Raw genomic sequence first — 16,342 nt, 5'->3', positions numbered from 1 at the left:
TTTTTCTCTATCTTCATATTTTTCACCCTGGCATATCAATTAATCGACCTTTCAGGTATGCCGGGGTTTGTTATTCATAATGCCTTATACGATTACAAAGACATCGACAATTCGATCCGATATCCTAAAGCGTTCATAATGCGATAGAATGTTGAAACTTTCGGTTCAGTCTGCCCGCTTTCCACTCTCGATATATAAGAACGGTCCGAGCCTATACGGCGAGCCAATTCCGCCTGGCTGATCTTTGCTTTTTTCCGCGCATCTTCTATAATTTGCCCGGTATAAAAAGCATAGGCTTTTTCTTCAGCTTCGATACGACTGGGGGTTCCGGGTGCTCCGAAACGGGCGTCCAGTACAGCGTCATAATCAAATACCTGATGATTGTTTGTCTGCATAATATGCCTCCTTTATTTTTAAAGCTTTCTCTATTTCATTAGTGGGAGTTTTTTGTGTCTTTTTCTGGAAACCATTGAACAGGATCACAATGTTACTGCCATCAAAAATAAAAAAAACACGATAGATATTTCCATTATATTCGGTCCGAAGTTCAAACACTCCGTTCCGTACTAGTCTCACAAACTTTCCGGAAAGCCTATCCTGCGTTTTCAACAACAGCAATCCATACTGAATTTTCTCTTGAACTCCCTCTTCCAGAGTATTCATAAAGGCTTCGAAGTAGCCCCCATAGGTCCGTATCCTGCGTTCTCTTTCCATATTGCAAATATACAAAACGTTGTTCAACTATACAACAAATTGTTCTTTCTTTTTACCTATCACACATTATACATAACGAATTCCGAAGGGAATGCCACCTCCCAGACTTTTTCCGTACAAAACTTTCCGGCTTTCAGAAAAACGATTATCTTTGTTACACTATCCGGCATTGGATAGCAACCTAAAGCCTGTCAAACTATGAAATCAGACAAGTTTATTGATCCGAAATCGGATTATGCGTTTAAAAGGATTTTCGGCACTGTGTCGAACAAGGAACTTACGATCGGCTTCCTGAACAGCTTGCTTAATAAGGATATCAAAGATATCATATTCCACAACGTGGAAATGCAAGGCAACAATGCAGATAGCAGGAAAGCTGTTTTCGACTTGTTTTGTGAAGGATCGGATGGAGAGCTTTTCATTGTGGAAATCCAGAAAAAAAGACAAAAGTACTTCTCCGACCGTGTACTTTATTACGCTTCGTTTGTTATACAAATGCAGGCGGATATAGAATGTGAAAAGTTCCGGTTGGCAACGGATGAAGAAAAGAGACGGTGGAACTACCACGTCAACCAAGTTTACGTGGTTTGTTTTCTGGACTTTATCCTTGATGCGTTTTACACTGACAAATATCGTTGGGATGTCGTGCGCATGGATCGTGAACTGAAAATTCCGTTCAGCGAAACACTGAATGAGATCTACTTGGAGCTTCCAAAGTTCAAGTTGGACTTTGAGGAATGCGATACGTTTTACAAAAAGTTTTTATACACGATGAACAACATAGACATTATGGGACAGTTATCTAAAGAAACAATACAGAACGACAAACTTCTGCGAAAACTCAAAAGCGCTATCGAACTTCAACGCATGAGCGCAAAAGAACGTCTGGCTTACGAACTCAGCATTGCTGCCGAACGCGACCTGGCGGCTTGCATGGCTACAAGTTTTGAGGAAGGGGAGGAAAAAGGGAGAGCAGAAGGAATTACCCAAGGAATCACCCAAGGAATTACCCAAGGCATCGCCGAAGGCATGCGCAAAATCATCCGGAACATGAAGCAAGCAGGCATGGATCTTGCGACCATCGCCAAGACTGCGGGGCTACCGGAGAAAGAGGTGGAGGCGCTATTGAAATAAACAACCGCCTTAAAGGAGTAAGAAAATCGAGAAGTAACAATAACCAACGAAGCCCCTGTAACCATTTGATTGCAGGGGCTTGTTTTTTGTCTGCCTCCGGTCTTCGCAGAAGGAAGGTCAGAAGAACTTTTTATAATTTCATTAACTTTAGTATTAATATCTGCTGCTTATTCGCCCTCGCGGGGTAGTTAGAGATTCCGGAGGACAAGGCTGCAAAAGCCTATGCCCGGGAAAAACCGCGCAGCAATTATTAGATTTATTTAATTATAATGTTACTCAACCTTCCGGCATAAACCGGAAGGTTGATGAATTTTATTTCCAAATGATCAATTACTTAACGACAGCTTTTACAGCTTCCTCGCCTTCGATAGCCACTACGACTACACCGGCAGGAGCAGCGATAACTACGTCGCTTGAAGTGATAACTGTGTTAGCTACTACCTGACCCAGTACGTTAGTGATAACGACTTTCTTACCTTCGGCGTTAGCCACTCTTACAGCACCTTCCTGAGCGATTACAGTTACTTCAGATGTTGCGATCTCTTCGTTGTCGGTAGCGTAATCGTCATCGGCAGACTTGCGGTCTACATTGAAGATCAATGCAGGGTCACCACCTGTGATGGCATCCACGAAAGAAGATCTTTCGTTAGTCAATACCAAGCAACCGTTCTGGTTCTTCAACCATGCTGCGCAATTAGGAGCGATAGCCTGTTTCGTGCCGTTGGTTTTATCGTACTTGCCGTCTTTTTCAGGATAAGCCATTGATTCGATCAAGAATGAATTTTCTTCGCCTTCTTTCTCTACAGAAAGTGCTTTGTCAGGATATACATAACGGAATGACCAAGTCACATTCTTGTGAGCATCATATTTCAGGTTGACGATGAACGGACGTTCGTCGGAATTGCCTCTGTCGAATTCGTCTTTCAGTTCGGCATTCAGTTTGTCCAGTTCAGCAAACTTGATGTCTTCGTTCTTCACGTTTCTGTAAGCAGCCGGCAATACATACAAGCTGTCACCTTTCTGGATAGCGTCAACAAAACCTACGCGAGTGTAAGCGCCGATCTTGTCCAGATACGGAAGAGCTTCATCCTTACCATTGTATTTGGCAACAGAGTCAGCGAAGCTAACGAGATATTTGCCTCTCCAGAATGACGGAACTGCCATATGAGCGTGGATACACTTAGAAGCATCATCTGTCACTTCGAGTGTTTCGCGGTCAATGTGTACGCCATCTTCCTTGCAATCTTCTGCCACCTTACCTTCATAGAAGCTGTTGGATACGGAGATCAAATACTGCGGTTTGATATAACCCAAGCCACGTACAACCCAAGCTGTATCAACACGGAACGCCAATTTGCCCTTAGCCTTGTCGGCAGTCCAGATACCCAAGTAGTCAACGCTCTTACTCAAGAAGTTCGTGTTTGTTTCGTCCATCAGATATTCACCACGGTAGAACTCACGGAACAGCAAGCTATCGCGACCGATTTCTTCTTCACCAATGTTTTCGTTGTTGAAACGACGGTAGAGAGGCGTGTCGTCGATCTTGATGCTGAATGCAGAAGAACGTTCGGTAACCAATTCCTGTACACCCATCGGAGAGTTCAGATTGTTGTCAGATACACCTGCCTTAGAGAATGCAGGAACCAGATCAGAACCAGTATTATAAGACTTGATGATCGTAAAGAAGTCGTCTTCTCCGTAGTAGTTGTTAGCCTTCATATAGAAGCTGTCCACTTCTGTCAAGTACTTACGCTGTGCCATTGCATACTTCTTGTCTGCGATGGAATCCATTACAGCACCTTCACGAGCGATGATATAAGCAGTTCTCTTCAACGGAACAATACCAATCTTACCATAGATACTTTTCTTGTATGCATCCTTTGTAATATCACCACCTGCAACATCATGGCCAACACCATAGTTATATTCCTTGCTTTCATAAGACTGCAATTCGAAGTTCACGCCATTTCTTGTCTGTTTTGCATAGAGCAAGCTGTCGTTGTTGATGGTCAGATAACGTGCGTCTTCGTCCAAAGCATACGGATGGAAATATTTGAAGACATAGTTCTTCACGTTATAGGTGATGTCAGCTTCCGGACGGTGGAAGTATCCCAGATACTTGTTATCATAAGCTTCCGGATGAGCGTCCTTGCTGATTTCTTCGATCACCAGCTCAGCATCAACCAACTCGCCGTTGCGTGCGAAGATCTTGCCTTCGGCATCCTTATAAAGCTGTACGGTGAACTTTCCTTTATATTCACGGTTTTCAACTGTAATCGGTGAAGTTTCAGCCAAGTCGCCCGTATCGTATGTACGATCGATGATCCACTGGTAAGCAGGCATATGGGCTGCCAACTGGGATTCTTCGTCAAATTCGACCCAATCCTTCACAGAACCGTTTCCATATAACGGATAAGCGTAATACTTTCCGGTAGCCTTGTCCTTGATCGTGTACAGACCGTCTTTTACGGAAGTGCGTCCCAAGCCTACTTCGTCACCGCAAGTGCCGATGCCCAAACCGATGCGGGTAGCGACAGAGTCCTTGCCTACTGTCAACGCCCACTGCTGGTTGGCTGTCAGGTTCTGCAAGACAATATAAGTAGAGTCAGCTTCACCCGTCCAACGATGGAAGTTGTCTTTTTCTACAAACGTATTGTTGTAGATGGCTGTATCGACGCGCATATAGAGGCTGTCGCCTGCCGGAGCATAATTCACCTGGAAGATGTACTGGCCGATGTGTTTAGCGGCGTTGTCCAAGTCGAATGTAACCTTAGTCGTCGTATCGGTCAACACGTTGAATCGGACACCGTCCTTGTTGTGCCAACCCGAGTCAACACGCAGGTAGTTGCCTGTCTTTTTGTTTCTGAAGATGATACCTGCTGTTCCGCGTGCGGTAGTCGTATCTTTTGCGATCAACTCTTCACCCAGGACAAAGCCTTTCACCATTTCCTTGGCCGAAGTGTTCTTCAACTCCGTGTCGCCTTTCCAGAAATGGAACTGTACGCTTGTACCGTCGCTGTTGCGTCCGAGCAGTGTGTGAAGGGCGGTAGCGTTCAAGGTCAGGTGATCCGGTTCCATCAATGTGAACACATAACCGGCGGAAGTCACCTGCTTAGCGATCGTGTCGGCATGTGCATACACTTTCATCGCTTCTAAACCGCCTCTTGCGCCAGTCTGATCCCAACCCAAGGCAGCCACAGAGTCTTTTCCCGGGATGTAAACATACATCGGGCGCTTTTCAGATAATTGAGGAGCTGTTTCAGAGAAAGCCCATCCGTCCAGATCTACGCCTACTGCCAGCGTATCTCCCATCAACTGGTTGTGTTTCCAGTTTGGATTGATGTCGATTGCCAACTTCTTGCCCGTTGCCTTGTTGCGGAAATCATAGATGTAAGACTGTCCAGCCTGTGCAGGTTTTGTTACAGCCACGCACCACAAAGAATTGGCCAAAGAATCGGCTCCCAAGGTTGTACGAGCCTTTACATACAAAGAGTCAGATCCATCGGCACGGCTTGTCATGACGACAACTGAATCCCGGTTTTGACCAATGGCAATCTGGTACAACTTCGTGTTGTACGTACCATCCGCCTTGTCCAGCTTCACGCCTGCAGCAGATACAGAACCGACTCCCACTGTGGCCAGCATTGCGCCGACCAAAAGAGTAGAAAACTTTTTGTTCATAATCTAAACTTTAATATTAATAATACTATAATTGAAATGTTCGTTCTATATATACGTACACGCGTTTATAATGTACACGTGTTAACTTTTGTATTTTGATAGCAAAAACGATCGTTTTTTTTCGTCATTTTTTTGGCTGTCTTTGAAGTTCGTGTTGAAAAAGTGGTTTTTTGTCCTCGAATTGCTATCTGATTGATAAGAAAGGATATAGATGTAGGATTTTTTTTTGTGAAAAGAGTTGTGGTTTTAAAAAGTATATGTATTTTTGTGCTGTAAAAATGACGAAAAAAAACGATCGTTTTTTTTCGTCATTTTTACTTCCCCCAAACAGCTCATCCACAACAATTTACGCTAAAAAACAGCATTCTAAAAATTCATTAACGCCGTTTTCGTTCAAAAATCGGTGCCTTTTAGGGAAAACCCTGATGCCTACTGCGTTTTGAAGGGGTGCCTGTCCGTCATTGGTCCGATGCTTACCGGTCTGTTTTTTGACGTTTTCCGGATTTTGCCCCGAAAAACTGTCAAAACTATCAAAACTTCGCCCCCCATTTTACACAGCGGCAATTTTCTTCCCGACATCCGTCTTCTCATAGTAACCTGCTCCTTTTGAGGCGATTATATCATATTTTTCAGCTTTTCGGAGGAAACGGTCGACCGAAGAGACCGACACTCCACGGACATTTGCCCCCTCCAAGACATCCGCACGTTTGAATGTGTCGGGCAACGATACGAACAGGTTTCGCATATGGTGCGGGAACTTGAAATGGACTTCGGAAGAAGCACGCTTCAACGATGTCGCCACGACATAAGCGTGCTGCAAACAAATTTTCCCGAGATGGAAAGCCGTGTTGAAATCTTCATCGCTGATCGTCCATGTACGTTCCGTCGAACCACTCTCTCCTTTACGAAGCCCGGTCAAGGTCATGGCTATGCGGAAGATCGCCAGGCGGTAGCGCAAGACGGTCGACTCCAGGTCTTCATTGCCGAAAAAGCGGACATTATAATACTCACCTCTGAAGAATCGGTCCAGGCGTTTTCGCTGGGCGTCGCTGAAGCGTACCCAAGTCGGCGACCCGTCAAGAAAAACACCGATATCCAACACCCGTTGCCCGAAAGCGTCCATATACTGGGAAGCCGCCGGCGTGTCATCGGCAGAGGTCAGCGGACGATACTCCCCGCCCGTTGCTATCTTGTACATCAGCATACGGCTGAAAAGTCCGTTTTCGGTCGAGGGGATAAGGCGGGGCAAGATGGCCGGCGTCCCGCTCCAAAGCAATGCCAGGCTCGGCCGACGAGCCAGGTAGGTTCCGTTGTTTTTCGACGAGCTGCCGACCGTTTCGTGGTGGGCCGCCTTGTTCAAAATGTCGCTGATTTTGCCATAATCTTGCGACAACAGGGAGAGGATGGTTTCCATCTCCGTATCCATCATGCAGGAGGTGTAGGGCGAGTTGACATCGAGCAGCTCCACCAACCGCGCCTGCGTGATATAGCCGGGCAGAAGGAGGTTCTTCTGCTTCACGACCTTCGGTTTTTCCGGAGCCGGGCCAAGCGGTTCTTTTCCGGAACGGTTCTGACGCTTTCGGATCTTGTAGTTCTCATACTCCTCGTTAGCCGCTTCATATTCTTCGACATAATGCCGCGAATTATCGTAGACATACTGTTGCCAGGGGTCCAGCAGCTTCTGGAGTCCGGCCATACACCCTTTTCCGCTACCCGAATTACCGGTGACGATCGTATAGAAAGCGGACGAATAGTCGTGTCCGTCCAACGACCCCTTGACACCGGGCATCACGCTGCTCAACAACGTCAACGAAGAGATCAGCATGACGTCCCGCTCCGTACGGCTGTTTGCCCGTTTGAGAATGTCCGTGAGAAGGGGTGGCAAATGGTCGTAGACAGCCTCGTCAAAGTGGGGCAAAAGAGTATTATCAAGCTCAATATCAGTCGTTTCATCCGCTTCATCCGCTAATGGTGCATTTTGAAATACGGGGGGCGAAGTTTTGACAGTTTTGACAGTTTTCCGGTGTGGACCGACCGCATCCGGATGGAACACACAGCTTCCGTGCGAAGCACTGTAGCGCCGGTAAATGTCGTTTACCGTCGTCTCGACCTCGGCAGCCGGGAAGTCGACCGAGCCGTAGCGGCGGACACACTCCCGGGTGGCTTCGTAAGGAGAAAAACCGGCATTGTTCAAGGCCGAAGACAGCTTCACAAGATAAGAATGGCGGTTGCCGGGAACAAAAGTATTACTTTGTTCGTACTTGTCGATGTAGTTCGAAAGCCGCATACCGGGGTATACGCCTGCGGAGGAATGCCCGGAACCAGCCTGAAACTCCGGGCCGGCAACGGGGATTTCGATCACTTCGGATTCTTCTTTATAAAAAGCGTTCGGGTCATGGCCGGCGAAACACCCACGGTTCGGGTCTTTCCCGCTGATGTCCACCTTCACACCCGGAAGATCCGTCTCGACACGGCGGCGGACGACTTCAAAGGCCGGATAATGGTCCTTCAACCCACTGTCGACCAATACGAAAAGCTTGACGCCGGTCCCGGAAGGGCTGACGTGGCCGGCTTTCACATACGGGAGTGCGGCTGCCCGAAGGAGCAATTCGGGGACGGGTATAGGCGAATCGTCTATATCGACCACTGTGCACGCGCTATAGCGCACCATGTGTTCAAGTTTGCGGCCACCCTCCATCACACCGCCGGCGACATAGAGGGGCAGTTTCTTCTTGTAAGCATCCGCTTCCTCCTTCTTTCCGGCTTTGATAAGCCCGCGCAGATAGGCGATCCGGCTTGCATATTCGCCACTTTTCACATTACTGATGTACTGATCCAAGGTCATCAAACTGGCGCTCCCTGTCTGGAACGCAGAGTCAAAACAAGTTCCTTCGACTTCTTTTTGTATTACCATACTACTATGTATTAAATGAAAGGCTACAGTTCCCGCCGGAACGTTTCGTGCGGCTCTTTCGGTTATTTGTTATTTCTAAGGTTCCCCCAAGTGCTCGACTAAGCAGGCTACCTGCTTCGGCGTATAGAGTTTCTGGAATTTCACCCACCCCGCAGCCAAGAGTTTCTCTTTCAAACCGCGTGAAGTCCGTATCCATACCCACATCCTTTTATAGGCAATCTCCGGGGTACAATCCGGGAAATAAAGAAGCGCGAATTCGGTAACCCCCATAGCTCCTTTTGCCGATACAAGCTCTATTTTTTTATCTTCCATAATAATTTTGATTTAACCGTTCTAATACATTATAAATGTACGACATTTTTTGGTACTGAACAAGGAATCCGACAATTATTTTCAAAAAAAACAAGAAATACTGCCAAAACCTCGGCTAACCGTATATACCTTTCCCGCCAGGCTGCCGGGAGTCGTATCTTTGTAATGTAATAATTCACTAACCCTTAATCTATAAATCGTATGTCAGTAAAGTACAAACTTGTTTTGAAAAAAGACTTGACCAAAGATGCGGCAGCCGATGCCAAACGGTATTATGCCTCGGCCAATGTCACCGGTATGATGGATTTTAACACAATCTGCGATGTGGTGGCAGATCGTTCGACGGCCAGCGACGGCGATGTGGCTCTCGTCTTGTTGGGACTGATCCGTTGCATGCAGGAAGCGTTGTTGCGTGGCGAAGTGGTCCAGTTGGGCGCATTAGGCAACTTCCGGATCTCGCTCGGAAGCTCTGGAGTGGTAAATGCAGCCGATTTTCACGCATCATTGATCAGGAAGCCGCGAATAATCTATTCTCCGGGAGTTAAACTGCGCGAAATGATAGCTAAAGTCAACATTGAACGCATTGGACAAGAGACAGATAAGTCCAATTCTGGTGGTGAAGAAGAAAGACCGGGAGAATTATGAAACCAGCACAAATCAGCTTCGTAAAAGAGTGTCTGCCGGCAGCTTTGTCGGCAGGAGCTGCTTTCAACCTGAATCCGCTGGCCATTCTGGCACAGGCGGCGTTCGAAAGCGGTTGGGGCACAAGCAACCTGGCAAAGGAATGCCGGAACTATTTCGGACTGACTGCCTATGGGTGCAGCAACGCCTATTGGCATGGCGGGAAGACAACCGTAAAAGCGTCCTCCTATTCGCTCGATTTCCGTCGTTATGACACGAGGGAGAATTCGTTCCTGGATTTTGCACGCCTGATACGAAACAACTACCGTTCCGCCTGGCAGGTGAGCAACGACCTGCAGGCCTATGCCAAAGAAATCGCCTACAGTCCCTACATCAGCGAACTGAACGGTGATAACCGGGAAACATACCGGCACAGCATCATCCAAATCGCACAGACGATACAGGCGATTATGGCGTTATAAACTCTAAACAACTATCAATCATGAAGAAAATCAGAAAGATTCTCGGATTTATCCTGGCTTTGTTAAACTTTTTGTTCCACTTTAAACCAACACCGGATGAAACACCTCCCATCAGCTCTGAAACTTTTCCTCGCCCTGCTCCTCAGGATTCTGAGGAAAGGGATGAACCTCTATTTGAGACTGTCCGTTAGGATCAGGCTCTGGTAAAACGCAAAAAAGCCCGTCTGCAAAAGCAGACAGGCTTTTTTTATTTGTTTGTCGAAATAAAGCCGGATATTATTCAGCAGCTTTTTCTTCAGCAACCGGCGCTTCTGCAACAGGAGCTTCGGTAGCAGCAGCTGTAGCTTTCTTGCGAGAACGTCTTGTCTTAGTCGTTTTAGCAGCTGTAGCTGTTTTCAACATGTTTTCGTTGTAATCAACCAGTTCAATGAAGCACATTGCTGCGTTGTCACCCAGACGGTTACCAGTCTTCAGGATACGAGTGTAACCACCCGGACGGTCACCGATCTTCTGAGATACTTCCTTGAACAATTCAGTTACAGCATATTTGTCTTGCAAATTGCTGAATACCACACGTCTTGAGTGAGTTGTATCCTCTTTAGACTTAGTGATAAGCGGTTCTACAAACTTGCGGAGCGCTTTAGCTTTAGCAACAGTAGTGAAGATTCTCTTATGCTTGATAAGAGAACATGCCATGTTTGAAAGCATTGCGTCACGGTGAGTGTTCGTACGACCTAAATGATTTATTTTCTTATTGTGTCTCATCGCTATACTTACTCTTTATCTAATTTATATTTAGTGATATCCATACCGAATGAAAGGTTCAGACTCTCAAGCAGTTCATCAAGTTCGGTAAGTGACTTCTTACCGAAGTTCCGGAATTTCAACAGATCATTCTTGTTGAATTTAACCAACTCACCTAACGTTTCAACATCTGCGGCCTTCAAGCAATTCAATGCGCGAACGGAAAGATCCATATCCGAGAGCTTGCTCTTCAGCAGCTGGCGCATGTGGAGTACTTCTTCATCGAATTCCTCATTACCGTCAGTATCTACTGTCTCGATAGCAATCTTTTCATCTGAGAACAACATGAAATGGTGAATCAGAATCTTAGCTGCTTCTTTTAACGCTTCCTTCGGATGAATAGAACCATCAGTGGCTATTTCAAGAACCAACTTTTCGTAGTCCGTCTTTTGCTCAACACGGAAGTTCTCGATCGAATACTTGACGTTGCGAATAGGTGTGTAAATAGAGTCGATTGCAATCACGTGCATGTCTGCATTCGGGTCTCTGTTTTCATCAGCGGGTACATATCCGCGACCTTTGTTAATCGTCAACTCGATCTGGAAACCTGCGTTCGGATCCAAACGACAAATAACCAACTCAGGATTCAATACTTCGAATCCGGTCAGCTGTTTACCTATATCACCGGCTTTGAACACTTCCGAACCCGAAACAGTAATACTTACTTTTTCATTCTCTATGTCGTCTACAATATGCTTAAACCGTACTTGTTTCAGATTCAAGATAATGTTTGTCACATCCTCGATAACACCGGGGATTGTACCAAATTCATGGTCAACCCCTTCGATCTTAATGGATGTAATAGCAAAACCTTCAAGTGACGACAGGAGAATACGGCGCAGAGCATTACCTATAGTAATACCATAGCCGGGTTCCAACGGACGAAATTCAAACTTTCCGAAGAAATTGTCCGCTTCCAACATTAATACTTTATCGGGTTTTTGAAATGCTAATATCGCCATGGAAATCAATTATTATTTAGAATACAATTCTACGATCAACTGCTCTTTAATGTTTTCAGGAATGTCAGTTCTTTCAGGCAGATGCAGTAATTTTCCGCTTAAAGAAGACTGATCCCATTCGATCCAAGGATACTTGCTGTGATTGAATCCTGACAGTGCGTCGGCAATCACTTCCAGAGACTTGGATCTTTCTCTAACACCAATAACCTGACCGGCTTTTACAGAGTAAGAAGGAATGTTCACAACCTTACCGTCTACTGTAATGTGACGATGAGAAACCAACTGACGGGCAGCAGCACGCGTCGGGGCAATACCCAAACGGAATACTACATTGTCCAAACGGCCTTCCAGCAACTGCAACAGCACTTCACCGGTAATACCTTTTGAACGTGATGCCTTTTCAAACAGGTTTCTAAATTGTTTTTCCAATACACCATATGTGTATTTAGCTTTCTGCTTCTCACGAAGCTGGATTCCGTACTCAGAAGTCTTTCTCTTGCGGGCATTTCCGTGCTGTCCGGGAGGATAGTTCTTCTTTGAAAGAACTTTGTCCGGTCCGAATATTGCCTCACCAAATTTACGGGCAATTCTTGTTTTAGGTCCAGTATATCTTGCCATTTTTTTATTGTTTTAATGTTCTGTTCTGAATCTGGAACCGTGCAGCCGCGACTACAGAGAGGATAAGGTCTTTGTGTAATCTATTCACAATTCCGGATTCAATGTTCAAGAAACTATAGTTAATTATACTCTTCTCTTTTTCGGAGGACGACAACCATTGTGAGGAAGCGGAGTAACGTCGACGATCTCTGTTACTTCAATACCTGCACCGTGGATAGTTCTGATAGCAGACTCACGTCCGTTACCCGGTCCCTTTACGAATACTTTTACTTTTCTCAAACCAAGATCGTAAGCTACTTTTGCACAATCCTGAGCTGCCATCTGAGCTGCATACGGAGTGTTCTTTTTAGAACTTCTGAATCCCATCTTACCAGCGGAAGACCAACTGATTACCTGACCTTCGCTATTAGCAAGAGATACAATGATGTTGTTAAAAGAAGAATGAATATGAGCTTGACCGTAAGCGTCAACTTTTACGTTTCTCTTCTTTGCTGCGACTGTTTTCTTTGCCATATCAATTCTTATTATTTAGTAGCTTTTTTCTTATTTGCAACAGTTTTCTTCTTACCCTTACGAGTACGAGCGTTGTTCTTTGTGCTCTGGCCTCTCAAAGGCAAACCAATACGGTGACGAACACCTCTGTAACATCCGATATCCATCAGACGCTTGATGTTCAGCTGAACTTCTGAACGAAGATCACCTTCTACTTTGTATTCAGCGCCAATGACTTCACGTACTTTTGCAGCCTGATCGTCTGTCCAATCTTTCACTTTGATATCACGATCGATCCCTGCTTTATCTAAAATGGATTTTGAAGCGCTACGACCAATACCGTAAATATAGGTCAAGGCAATTTCTCCTCTTTTATTTTGTGGCAAGTCTACACCAACTATTCTTATAGCCATATTACTTACTTAAATTATTTTGCAAAAATAATAAATTATCCTTGACGTTGTTTATACTTAGGATTTTTCTTGTTAATTACGTATAAGCGTCCCTTTCTTCTAACGATTTTGCATTCGGGAGTACGCTTCTTTAAAGATGCTCTTACTTTCATATCTTGTTGTTTTTTTTATTTATATCTAAAAGCAATTCTACCTTTCGATAGATCATACGGAGACATCTCAACTCTTACTTTATCACCGGGAAGGATCTTGATGTAGTGCATCCGCATCTTCCCTGAGATATGAGCAGTGATTTCATGTCCGTTCTCTAATTCTACACGAAACATTGCGTTTGACAATGCTTCTACTATAACTCCATCTTGTTCAATTGCTGACTGTTTAGCCATATAAAATTAAATCAAATTAAATTGCGTTATTACCTAAAACTTCTTCTAAAAACTCGAATGAAGATAAGATCCGGGGTCCTTCGGGACGGATCGCGATACAATGCTCGAAATGAGCCGAACACTTTCTGTCTTTCGTACGGACTGTCCAACCGTCTTTCTCAAAAGCGACATTCTTGCTTCCCATATTGATCATCGGTTCTATGCAGATACACATACCGCTGCGTAATAAGGGACCACAACCAGGGCGCCCGTAATTGGGGACTTCCGGTTCTTCGTGCATCTTGCGTCCGATACCGTGACCGACAAGCTCCCTGACAACAGAGTAACCTTTCGATTCACAATAGGACTGTACGGCATGACTGATGTCTCCGAGACGTTTACCTTCGAAGGCATGCTGGATTCCCTCGTAAAGTGATTCTTTTGTTGTCTTCAACAAGGCTTTCACTTTGGGATCGACTTCGCCTACACAAAACGTATAAGCCGAGTCACCGACAAAACCATTCAACACCGTACCGCAATCGACAGATATAATATCACCCTCTTTCAGAACTGTCTTTGAAGAGGGGATACCATGTACAACCTGTTCATTTACGGAAGCACATATGGAATTAGGAAAACCTCCGTATCCTAAAAACGCCGGAACCGCACCATTATCTCTAATGAATTCTTCGGCAATCTTATCGAGTTGAAGCGTATTGACACCCGGAGCAATATGTTTGGCCAATTCGCCAAGCGTCTTACCTACCAGTTGATTCGCCGCACGCATCAACTCAATCTCTTCATCTGTTTTTAAATAGATCATTCTAATTAATAAGCGCCAACTGCGCCTGCGCGACCTTTAATTCTTCCTGACTTCAACAAACCGTCATAATGACGCATCAGCAAATGACTTTCTACTTGCTGCAGTGTATCCAACACCACACCAACCAGGATCAACAAAGATGTTCCGCCAAAGAACTGGGAGAACGCCATACTTACACCGGCGATCCGGGCAAAAGCAGGCATGATAGCCACTAATGCGAGGAAGAATGCTCCCGGCAAAGTAATACGGTCCATGATGGTATCCAAATAATCTTTGGTACTCTTTCCCGGCTTAACGCCCGGAATGAACCCGTTGTTTCTCTTCAGATCATCCGACATCTGAGTAGGATTGATCGTGATAGCTGTATAAAAATATGTAAACAAGATAATCAGTACAGCAAATACGAAGTTGTACCAAAATCCGGTATTATCCATAAACGCAGCTACGAAACCGGACTGTTCGCCCGTGCTCGAGAAACCAACAATTGAAATAGGAATAAACATGATTGCCTGGGCAAAAATGATCGGCATTACGTTCGCAGCATTCACCTTCAAAGGGATGTACTGGCGCGCGCCACCATATTGTTTATTTCCAATGATCCGTTTTGCATACTGTACGGGCACCTTTCGAGTACCTTGTACCAGCAGAATCGCACCTGCGATAACCAGCAAAAGGAACAACATTTCAAACAAGAACATAACCAGACCACCGGTTTTCTCACTTGTTCTCGAAATAAATTCTTCGAACAAAGAGTGTGGCAGACGGGCTATAATACCAACTAAAATGATAAATGAAATACCATTTCCAACACCTTTATCTGTAATTCTTTCACCAAGCCATAAGATAAACATACTTCCAGCAGCTAAAATAACTGTAGAAGAAATCGTAAACCATATACCTGCAGGCAGGGCTGCTCCGGCAGCTTTCAGCTGTACACTTAAGTTAACAAGATAAGTAGGACCCTGGAACAGAAGGATAGCGACTGTCAGATAACGAGTCCACTGGTTGATCTTACGACGACCACTTTCACCTTCTCTCTGTAATTTCTGGAAAGAAGGAACTGCAATTGCCATCAACTGCATTACAATGGAAGCGGAGATATACGGCATAATCCCTAATGCAAAAATAGAAGCATTAGAGAAAGCACCACCAGAGAACATGTCCAACAACGCCAGCAATCCGCCTCTTGTCTGTTCCTGTAAAGCGGTCAACGCTTTAGGATCAATACCCGGAAGAACGACGTACGTACCGAAACGGTATATAGCCACCAACAAAAGAGTGGTGAGGATCCGATTTCTCAGATCCTCTATCTTCCAGATATTTTTTATTGTTTCAACTGCTCTCATAACTTAGAGTTTAACAACAGTTCCACCTACTGCTTGGATAGCAGCTTCAGCACTCTTGGAGAAAGCGTGAGCTTCCACTTCAAGTTTAGCTGTCAAGTTGCCATTACCAAGGATCTTAACCAACTGGGAAGCAGAAATGAAACCTGCTTCGATCAGTTCGTTGATACCAATCTTTGAGAGCTGCAGAGCTTCTGCCATGCCCTGTAATGTAGAAAGATTGATAGCTTTATATTCAACGCGGTTAATATTCTTGAAACCAAATTTAGGTAAGCGTCTCTGTATAGGCATCTGACCACCTTCAAAACCGATTTTCTGCTTGTAACCGGATCTTGATTTCGCACCTTTGTGACCTCTTGTTGAAGTTCCTCCTAATCCTGAACCCGGACCACGGCCGATTCTTTTTCTGGTCTTGGTAGATCCTTCAGCAGGTTTTAAATTTGATAAATTCATATCGTATAATTTATTTTTCAACCGTTATTACTTTACTACTGAAACCAAATGTTTCACTTTCTCAACCATACCCAGAATAGACGGAGTAGCTTCGTGTTCTACTACCTGGTTCATTTTCTTCAGACCCAGCGCATCAAGAGTTCTCTTTTGGTCTTTCGGGCATTTAATTCTACTTTTTGTCTGCTTAACTTTGATAGTTGCCATAACTTAT

General features: G+C 45.0%; 20 protein-coding genes. 4 read left to right on the top strand and 16 right to left on the bottom strand.

Annotated features, from left to right (window positions below; all coding sequences use genetic code 11):
- Positions 1 to 92: 92 nt before the first annotated feature.
- Both ACPYIV_RS19960 and ACPYIV_RS19955 read right to left on the bottom strand, forming a co-directional pair.
- Positions 93 to 395 carry a helix-turn-helix domain-containing protein gene (locus ACPYIV_RS19960; RefSeq protein ID WP_425884776.1) on the bottom strand — a complete coding sequence of 101 codons (303 nt, stop codon included), beginning with the start codon at positions 393 to 395 and terminating at the stop codon, positions 93 to 95.
- Complete coding sequence (locus tag ACPYIV_RS19955; RefSeq protein ID WP_293739526.1) at positions 367 to 714, bottom strand: type II toxin-antitoxin system RelE/ParE family toxin; 348 nt, start codon at positions 712 to 714, stop codon at positions 367 to 369. The genes ACPYIV_RS19960 and ACPYIV_RS19955 overlap by 29 nt, the downstream gene beginning before the upstream one ends.
- Positions 715 to 912: 198 nt before the next feature.
- Here ACPYIV_RS19955 and ACPYIV_RS19950 point away from each other — a divergent pair, with 198 nt between their 5' ends.
- Positions 913 to 1,848 carry an Rpn family recombination-promoting nuclease/putative transposase gene (locus ACPYIV_RS19950; protein ID WP_293739527.1) on the top strand — a complete coding sequence of 312 codons (936 nt, stop codon included), beginning with the start codon at positions 913 to 915 and terminating at the stop codon, positions 1,846 to 1,848.
- A gap of 330 nt (positions 1,849 to 2,178) precedes the next feature.
- Here the strand turns inward: ACPYIV_RS19950 and ACPYIV_RS19945 are convergent, their stop codons facing one another.
- The 3 genes from ACPYIV_RS19945 to ACPYIV_RS19935 form a co-directional block, all read right to left on the bottom strand.
- Positions 2,179 to 5,529, bottom strand: coding sequence for a DUF6383 domain-containing protein (locus ACPYIV_RS19945; RefSeq protein ID WP_425884773.1), 3,351 nt, complete (start codon positions 5,527 to 5,529; stop codon positions 2,179 to 2,181).
- A gap of 550 nt (positions 5,530 to 6,079) precedes the next feature.
- Complete coding sequence (locus ACPYIV_RS19940; RefSeq protein WP_425884771.1) at positions 6,080 to 8,443, bottom strand: DUF3987 domain-containing protein; 2,364 nt, start codon at positions 8,441 to 8,443, stop codon at positions 6,080 to 6,082.
- Between the two features lie 75 nt (positions 8,444 to 8,518).
- Positions 8,519 to 8,755 (bottom strand): DUF4248 domain-containing protein, encoded by a 237-nt coding sequence (locus ACPYIV_RS19935; RefSeq protein WP_293732710.1) that lies wholly within the window; start codon positions 8,753 to 8,755, stop codon positions 8,519 to 8,521.
- A gap of 201 nt (positions 8,756 to 8,956) precedes the next feature.
- Here ACPYIV_RS19935 and ACPYIV_RS19930 point away from each other — a divergent pair, with 201 nt between their 5' ends.
- The 3 genes from ACPYIV_RS19930 to ACPYIV_RS19920 are packed head-to-tail and all read left to right on the top strand — an operon-like array spanning position 8,957 to position 10,049.
- Entirely contained in the window at positions 8,957 to 9,400 is a 444-nt protein-coding gene (locus ACPYIV_RS19930; protein WP_293732709.1) for an HU family DNA-binding protein, read from the top strand.
- Entirely contained in the window at positions 9,397 to 9,858 is a 462-nt protein-coding gene (locus ACPYIV_RS19925) for a glucosaminidase domain-containing protein (RefSeq protein WP_293732708.1), read from the top strand. Before ACPYIV_RS19930 ends, ACPYIV_RS19925 begins: the two co-directional genes overlap by 4 nt.
- A 20-nt stretch (positions 9,859 to 9,878) precedes the next feature.
- On the top strand, positions 9,879 to 10,049 hold the full coding sequence (locus ACPYIV_RS19920; RefSeq protein ID WP_293739530.1) for a hypothetical protein: 171 nt from the start codon (positions 9,879 to 9,881) through the stop codon (positions 10,047 to 10,049).
- 85 nt (positions 10,050 to 10,134) lie between these two features.
- Here the strand turns inward: ACPYIV_RS19920 and rplQ are convergent, their stop codons facing one another.
- The 11 genes from rplQ to rpmD all read right to left on the bottom strand — a co-directional run bounded on the left by rplQ (position 10,135) and on the right by rpmD (position 16,335).
- Positions 10,135 to 10,623 carry a 50S ribosomal protein L17 gene (rplQ, locus tag ACPYIV_RS19915; RefSeq protein WP_293732707.1) on the bottom strand — a complete coding sequence of 163 codons (489 nt, stop codon included), beginning with the start codon at positions 10,621 to 10,623 and terminating at the stop codon, positions 10,135 to 10,137.
- Between the two features lie 8 nt (positions 10,624 to 10,631).
- Positions 10,632 to 11,624, bottom strand: a complete 993-nt coding sequence (locus tag ACPYIV_RS19910; RefSeq protein ID WP_005634785.1) for a DNA-directed RNA polymerase subunit alpha — start codon at positions 11,622 to 11,624, stop codon at positions 10,632 to 10,634.
- A 12-nt stretch (positions 11,625 to 11,636) separates the two neighbouring features.
- Entirely contained in the window at positions 11,637 to 12,242 is a 606-nt protein-coding gene (rpsD, locus tag ACPYIV_RS19905; RefSeq protein WP_293732706.1) for a 30S ribosomal protein S4, read from the bottom strand.
- 123 nt (positions 12,243 to 12,365) lie between these two features.
- Positions 12,366 to 12,755: a 30S ribosomal protein S11 gene (rpsK, locus tag ACPYIV_RS19900; protein ID WP_005634781.1), complete on the bottom strand. Its 390-nt coding sequence runs from the start codon at positions 12,753 to 12,755 to the stop codon at positions 12,366 to 12,368.
- A gap of 11 nt (positions 12,756 to 12,766) precedes the next feature.
- Entirely contained in the window at positions 12,767 to 13,147 is a 381-nt protein-coding gene (gene rpsM, locus ACPYIV_RS19895; protein WP_005634778.1) for a 30S ribosomal protein S13, read from the bottom strand.
- Positions 13,148 to 13,182: 35 nt separating this feature from the next.
- A complete protein-coding gene (gene ykgO, locus ACPYIV_RS19890; RefSeq protein ID WP_005645768.1) occupies positions 13,183 to 13,299 on the bottom strand; it encodes a type B 50S ribosomal protein L36 in 117 nt (38 codons plus the stop codon).
- Positions 13,300 to 13,314: 15 nt separating this feature from the next.
- Entirely contained in the window at positions 13,315 to 13,533 is a 219-nt protein-coding gene (gene infA / locus ACPYIV_RS19885) for a translation initiation factor IF-1 (protein WP_005634776.1), read from the bottom strand.
- Between the two features lie 16 nt (positions 13,534 to 13,549).
- Entirely contained in the window at positions 13,550 to 14,335 is a 786-nt protein-coding gene (map, locus tag ACPYIV_RS19880; protein ID WP_425884764.1) for a type I methionyl aminopeptidase, read from the bottom strand.
- A 5-nt stretch (positions 14,336 to 14,340) separates the two neighbouring features.
- The gene (secY, locus tag ACPYIV_RS19875; RefSeq protein WP_293739531.1) at positions 14,341 to 15,681 is read right to left on the bottom strand and encodes a preprotein translocase subunit SecY; all 1,341 of its coding nucleotides are present in this window, start codon (positions 15,679 to 15,681) and stop codon (positions 14,341 to 14,343) included.
- Positions 15,682 to 15,684: 3 nt separating this feature from the next.
- A complete protein-coding gene (gene rplO / locus ACPYIV_RS19870) occupies positions 15,685 to 16,131 on the bottom strand; it encodes a 50S ribosomal protein L15 (protein ID WP_293739532.1) in 447 nt (148 codons plus the stop codon).
- 27 nt (positions 16,132 to 16,158) lie between these two features.
- Entirely contained in the window at positions 16,159 to 16,335 is a 177-nt protein-coding gene (gene rpmD, locus ACPYIV_RS19865; RefSeq protein ID WP_122276645.1) for a 50S ribosomal protein L30, read from the bottom strand.
- Positions 16,336 to 16,342: the final 7 nt, after the last annotated feature.

Origin of the sequence: Parabacteroides vesiculifaciens, from assembly GCF_049860805.1 — a bacterium.
Taxonomy (GTDB): domain Bacteria; phylum Bacteroidota; class Bacteroidia; order Bacteroidales; family Tannerellaceae; genus Parabacteroides.
Note: the sequence above shows the minus strand (reverse complement) of the source record. Positions and strands in the feature narration are given on the sequence as shown.

Coding starts and splice junctions, on each gene's coding strand:
- ACPYIV_RS19960 (WP_425884776.1), bottom strand. CDS start 395: ATGCAGACAAACAATCATCAGGTATTTGATTATGACGCTGTACTGGAC.
- ACPYIV_RS19955 (WP_293739526.1), bottom strand. CDS start 714: ATGGAAAGAGAACGCAGGATACGGACCTATGGGGGCTACTTCGAAGCC.
- ACPYIV_RS19950 (WP_293739527.1), top strand. CDS start 913: ATGAAATCAGACAAGTTTATTGATCCGAAATCGGATTATGCGTTTAAA.
- ACPYIV_RS19945 (WP_425884773.1), bottom strand. CDS start 5,529: ATGAACAAAAAGTTTTCTACTCTTTTGGTCGGCGCAATGCTGGCCACA.
- ACPYIV_RS19940 (WP_425884771.1), bottom strand. CDS start 8,443: ATGGTAATACAAAAAGAAGTCGAAGGAACTTGTTTTGACTCTGCGTTC.
- ACPYIV_RS19935 (WP_293732710.1), bottom strand. CDS start 8,755: ATGGAAGATAAAAAAATAGAGCTTGTATCGGCAAAAGGAGCTATGGGG.
- ACPYIV_RS19930 (WP_293732709.1), top strand. CDS start 8,957: ATGTCAGTAAAGTACAAACTTGTTTTGAAAAAAGACTTGACCAAAGAT.
- ACPYIV_RS19925 (WP_293732708.1), top strand. CDS start 9,397: ATGAAACCAGCACAAATCAGCTTCGTAAAAGAGTGTCTGCCGGCAGCT.
- ACPYIV_RS19920 (WP_293739530.1), top strand. CDS start 9,879: ATGAAGAAAATCAGAAAGATTCTCGGATTTATCCTGGCTTTGTTAAAC.
- rplQ (WP_293732707.1), bottom strand. CDS start 10,623: ATGAGACACAATAAGAAAATAAATCATTTAGGTCGTACGAACACTCAC.
- ACPYIV_RS19910 (WP_005634785.1), bottom strand. CDS start 11,624: ATGGCGATATTAGCATTTCAAAAACCCGATAAAGTATTAATGTTGGAA.
- rpsD (WP_293732706.1), bottom strand. CDS start 12,242: ATGGCAAGATATACTGGACCTAAAACAAGAATTGCCCGTAAATTTGGT.
- rpsK (WP_005634781.1), bottom strand. CDS start 12,755: ATGGCAAAGAAAACAGTCGCAGCAAAGAAGAGAAACGTAAAAGTTGAC.
- rpsM (WP_005634778.1), bottom strand. CDS start 13,147: ATGGCTATAAGAATAGTTGGTGTAGACTTGCCACAAAATAAAAGAGGA.
- ykgO (WP_005645768.1), bottom strand. CDS start 13,299: ATGAAAGTAAGAGCATCTTTAAAGAAGCGTACTCCCGAATGCAAAATC.
- infA (WP_005634776.1), bottom strand. CDS start 13,533: ATGGCTAAACAGTCAGCAATTGAACAAGATGGAGTTATAGTAGAAGCA.
- map (WP_425884764.1), bottom strand. CDS start 14,335: ATGATCTATTTAAAAACAGATGAAGAGATTGAGTTGATGCGTGCGGCG.
- secY (WP_293739531.1), bottom strand. CDS start 15,681: ATGAGAGCAGTTGAAACAATAAAAAATATCTGGAAGATAGAGGATCTG.
- rplO (WP_293739532.1), bottom strand. CDS start 16,131: ATGAATTTATCAAATTTAAAACCTGCTGAAGGATCTACCAAGACCAGA.
- rpmD (WP_122276645.1), bottom strand. CDS start 16,335: ATGGCAACTATCAAAGTTAAGCAGACAAAAAGTAGAATTAAATGCCCG.